Here is a 4,456-nt window from a genome sequence, read left to right as displayed (position 1 = left end):
GTTTCGTCCTCGCCGAGCCGGCTGAGGTACGCGACGACGGAAGTCACCTCGGCGCCATCGTCAAGGACATTTTCGGTGACGCTTTCGGCAAAGTCAGGATCGCCCATCTGACGACGGCCTGCGGTGTGGGAATTGAGATGTTCCAATTCATAAAACCGGAGACACACGTCCCTGAAAACACCTTCGACTTTTCGCGATCCGGGATCTTTCACATCTGTCTGACCACTGCAGACATTGACGTGACAGCCGACCTAATCACGCAAAACGGCGGCAAAGTATTGTCGAAGAAATGGCAGCTCTACCCCGAACAGAACATGCGTCTCGTCTACTGCATGGATCCCTGGGGCACGATCATTGAATTCTTCGAGGCGCCCTACGCACAATTTTGCGCCAATCGAGCGGTTCGGCCCAGCGCGTAGGGACCCTCCCCGTGAGTGAGCGCATTACCATAGGCCGCGCCGCAAGCGGCGCCCATCGAGGCATTGCGCCTTCCTCATCCCGTTCAGGACTGCACGCCCCGTCGCTGCGGGCAATCAATCAACCAAACACCAGTTTATCAAGGAGGAGACGAATGGAATACCGTCAGCTTGGCCGCTCAGGTCTGAAAATTTCGACAATCACAATGGGGACCATGACCTTCGGCGGCGCTGGCTGGGCGCAGAAAACCGGGGCTCTTGATGTCTCCGAAGCCAGACGCCTCGTCGATCTCTGCATCGATAAGGGAGTCAATCTGCTCGACACGGCCGATGCCTATTCCGATGGCCGGTCCGAAGAAATCGTCGGTGAAATTCTGAGGGGTAAGCAAAAAGACGGCGTCCTCATCGCAACGAAGGCGCGTTACCCGATGGGCAACGGTGTGAACAATGCCGGCAACTCCCGCTATCACCTCATCGAAGCCTGTGAGGCCAGCCTGCGCCGCCTGAAGACGGACGTCATCGATCTCTATCAGTTGCATCATTGGGACGGCCATACTCCCCTCGAAGAAACCATGGAAGCACTCGATACGCTCGTCCGGCAGGGCAAGGTCCGATACGTTGGCTGCTCAAATTTCTCGGGCTGGCATATCGTCAAGGCACTTGGGGTCAGCGAACGCGAAATGCGCCAACGGTTCGTCTGCCAACAGATCCACTATAGCCTGGAATCACGTGACGCCGAGCATGAGTTGCTGCCCGTTGCAGTCGATCAGGGCCTTGGTGTCCTTGTCTGGAGCCCCCTCGCAGGCGGGCTGCTATCCGGCAAGCATCGCCGCAACCAGGCAGCACCCGAAGATAGTCGCCAATTCGCCGGTTGGACTGAACCGCCGATCCGGGATGAAAACCGTCTCTGGAACATCGTCGAAACCCTCGTCTCGATTGCCGAAAATAAAGGGGTCTCGCCGGCGCAGGCCRCATTGTCCTGGCTGATCGGCCGTAAGGCAGTTACCTCGATCGTCATCGGGGGTCGAACGGAAGCGCAGTTCCAGGATAATCTGGGGGCAGCCGAACTGAGACTTTCTACAGACGAGCGCCAACTTCTCGATAACGTCAGCAAAAGCCCTCTCCCTTATCCTTATTGGCACCAACGCAATGCGGCGAGCGACAGGCTGAGCGAAGCGGACATGGAAGCGCTCGCAGGGCACGAGAAATCCTAGCCCGCACCCAGGCCGGCACTTTGATGCCGGCTTTTTTCCTCTCATCTTCAGGGTCATGCCCTGATCCGCCGTAACCAATCATCTGCTTGCCAGTAGCCGTTTCAAGATCTGAAAACCAAAGAGGCCACACAGCGGTCTACGGTAGATGACTGCCCGGTCGTCAGGAAGTTGAGCGAGCTCAACTGCTGGAAACAGTTGCCGGCGTTGGCGTGCCTAACCGAAAATGAGGGAAATTTGTCATTTGTCGAACGATCACCCAACCGTAATCTGCCGCGGTCTAAAAACGAGGTGTATGATGGTTTTGAGAGTTGCGATCAACGGCTATGGCCGCATTGGGAGAAACGCACTTAGGGCGCTCTACGAAAGCAATAAGCGTGAGGCGATCGAAATTGTCGCCATCAACGATCTTGCGAGCGCTGAGATCAACGCGCATTTGACAGCATTCGACACGACCCATGGCAAGTTTCCGGCTGACATCTCGGTTGCCGATGGAGTGCTTGTGGTCAACGGCGATCCGATCAAGGTTCTAGCGGAACGCGATCCGGCGAAGCTGCCATGGGGGGAGCTGGATGTTGATCTCGTTCTCGAATGCACCGGAATATTCGCAAACCGTGCGGCCGCGTCGGCTCATCTGACCGCGGGCGCAAAGCGCGTGATTATCTCGGCGCCTGCAGGCAGCGATATTGATGCAACCATCGTTTATGGCGTCAATGACGATGCCCTGAAGGATACCCATCGTATCATTGCGATTGGATCCTGCACGACGAACTGCCTGGCAACAATCGCAAAGCCCCTGAACGACGCTATCGGTATCGTTGCGGGCAACATGACGACGGTACATGCCGTCACCAACGACCAGGTTTTAACGGACGTCTATCATCCCGATCCGCGCCGCGCCCGCTCTGCCATGGCATCCATTATCCCGACCAAGACCGGCGCAGCGTCGGCAATCGGCCTCGTCCTGCCAGAACTTGAAGGTCGATTGGATGGATTTTCGATCCGCGTTCCGACCATCGACGTCTGTCTGTTGGTCGTAAGCTTTACCTGCGGGCGTCCAACTTCCGCCGACGAGATCAACGCGTTAATGCGGTCTGCCGCCAGCGAAGGGCCGCTGAAGGGACTGCTGACCATCAGTGATCTGCCGCTGGTCTCCAGCGACTTCATCCATAATTCCGCCTCGGCGATTTTTGATACGACACTCACCAAAGTCATCGGCGGTGGTGAGCACGCCACCGTCTATGCCTGGTACGATAATGAATGGGGTTTCGCGAATCGGTTGATCGACAATGCTGTCCAGTTTGGCAGGCTGCCGTTGGCCATGGGATAGCCGGCAACAGAACCAATCTCTGCGCATTGTCCAACTCGCCGATTGCCCAGCGCGGCATCGATGACACGCTTTCCCATTCCCAACCGACAAACACGTTACGATTTAAGCCAGTTGCCAACATCATCTGCCGGCATGGCCGGAAGAAGCCCTGTTGGCAACAAACGCTCAAAGGAAGAAACATATGAGGTTTGCACCGGATCAGCACCTGCATATCGGCTCGCTGATATTCGACCGCTTTGATCAGATCGACCTGACCGGTCCCTATGAAGTCCTTTCCGCTATTCCGAACGCTACAGTCCATATCGGAGCAAAAAAGATGGAAGTGGTGAAAGATTTCCACGGGCTGCCGCTCTATCCCACCACCACGCTGCGCGACATGCCAAAGCTGGACATCCTGCATATCCCCGGCGGCCCGGGGCAGCAGAATTTGATGGAGGACGAAGAAGTCCTGGGTTTTATTCGCCGACAGACAGCCGAAGCGACCTATGTGTTTTCGGTTTGCACCGGCGCGCTCTTGGCCGGCGCCGCTGGCCTTTTGAAGGGACGCCGGGCGACAACCCACTGGGCATCCATGGAGGTGCTTCCGCTTTTGGGCGCCATTCCCGTTAACGAGCGCGTCGTCATCGACGGCAATTGGATATTCGCGGCCGGAGTGACCTCAGGCATCGATGGTGCGCTGCGCCTCGCCGCAATGGCGCGTGGGGACGATGTCGCCAAACAGATTCAGCTCTATATGCAGTATCAACCCGAGCCGCCCTTCGATAGTGGYACGCCTGAACGGTCACCGCCCCATATCCTGGAGAGACAACGCGACGCTGTCGCCGCGCTCACCGCCGCCCGTATCGAAACGGCGAAGCGTGTCGGAGAAAAACTCGGTCTCGTCTCCTCCGTCATGGCCGATTGAAGTCAGAGGCCATTACGGTCCGATCACCGGAAAAGATTCCAAAGCCACCGCATCGGCCAGTATTTGCCCGGAATCACAATCGGTTACCCGTTGATCTATAAAGGCCAGGAACCAGATCAGCATCTCGACTGCACGGCCCCCTGACGGTTTGCTCGATCTACCGTACGTCGGCTCGGCGCCATTTTATCGACGACAAGCTAGACCCCGTGAATGTTATGAACGCCGTCAGACTTTGTCTGGCGGCGTTTTCGGATTGGTCCCCGGGAAGGCCGCATTCAATGAGCCCCTTGTGGGTTGGTAGAGCGGCAAGCGGAGACGACCGCACTATATGAGTAGCTTCTTCTCGCGAGCGATCTTCAGACGCGCGAAGTCATCGCCGGCATGGTGCGAGGAGCGGGTGAGCGGGCTGGAAGCCACCATCAGGAAGCCCTTGGTGTAGGCGACTGTCTCATAGGACTTGAACTCTTCCGGCGTGACGAAGCTTTCGACCTTGTGGTGCTTGCGGGTCGGCTGCAGATACTGGCCGATCGTCAGGAAGTCGACATCGGCGGTGCGAAGGTCGTCCATCAGCTGTAGCACCCATCAGCTGTAGCAC

Annotated in this window: 4 protein-coding genes and 1 pseudogene; 4 read left to right on the top strand and 1 reads right to left on the bottom strand. The window is 57.3% G+C overall.

Translation table 11 applies throughout. The features are described from left to right. The 4 genes from AC1D35_RS34840 to AC1D35_RS34825 form a co-directional block, all read left to right on the top strand. Positions 1-419 (top strand): VOC family protein (locus tag AC1D35_RS34840; protein ID WP_477942457.1); only part of this gene is annotated, 419 nt, incomplete at its 5' end. A 152-nt stretch (positions 420-571) separates the two neighbouring features. Further along, positions 572-1,630: an aldo/keto reductase gene (locus tag AC1D35_RS34835; RefSeq protein WP_477942454.1), complete on the top strand. Its 1,059-nt coding sequence runs from the start codon at positions 572-574 to the stop codon at positions 1,628-1,630. A gap of 295 nt (positions 1,631-1,925) precedes the next feature. Beyond that, a complete protein-coding gene (gap, locus tag AC1D35_RS34830) occupies positions 1,926-2,957 on the top strand; it encodes a type I glyceraldehyde-3-phosphate dehydrogenase (protein WP_477942452.1) in 1,032 nt (343 codons plus the stop codon). A gap of 181 nt (positions 2,958-3,138) precedes the next feature. Further along, the gene (locus AC1D35_RS34825; protein WP_477942450.1) at positions 3,139-3,861 is read left to right on the top strand and encodes a DJ-1/PfpI family protein; all 723 of its coding nucleotides are present in this window, start codon (positions 3,139-3,141) and stop codon (positions 3,859-3,861) included. 324 nt (positions 3,862-4,185) lie between these two features. On the opposite strand, the pseudogene AC1D35_RS34820 reads toward AC1D35_RS34825, so the two are convergent. Further along, positions 4,186-4,440, bottom strand: a pseudogene (locus AC1D35_RS34820) (lipoyl synthase); the annotation flags it as partial. Between the last annotated feature and the right edge of the window lie 16 nt (positions 4,441-4,456).

The sequence above is a fragment of the Rhizobium sp. P1_E6 genome (assembly GCF_056405875.1).
This window is presented reverse-complemented; position numbering and strand designations above follow the sequence as displayed.

Coding starts and splice junctions, on each gene's coding strand:
- gap (WP_477942452.1), top strand. CDS start 1,926: ATGGTTTTGAGAGTTGCGATCAACGGCTATGGCCGCATTGGGAGAAAC.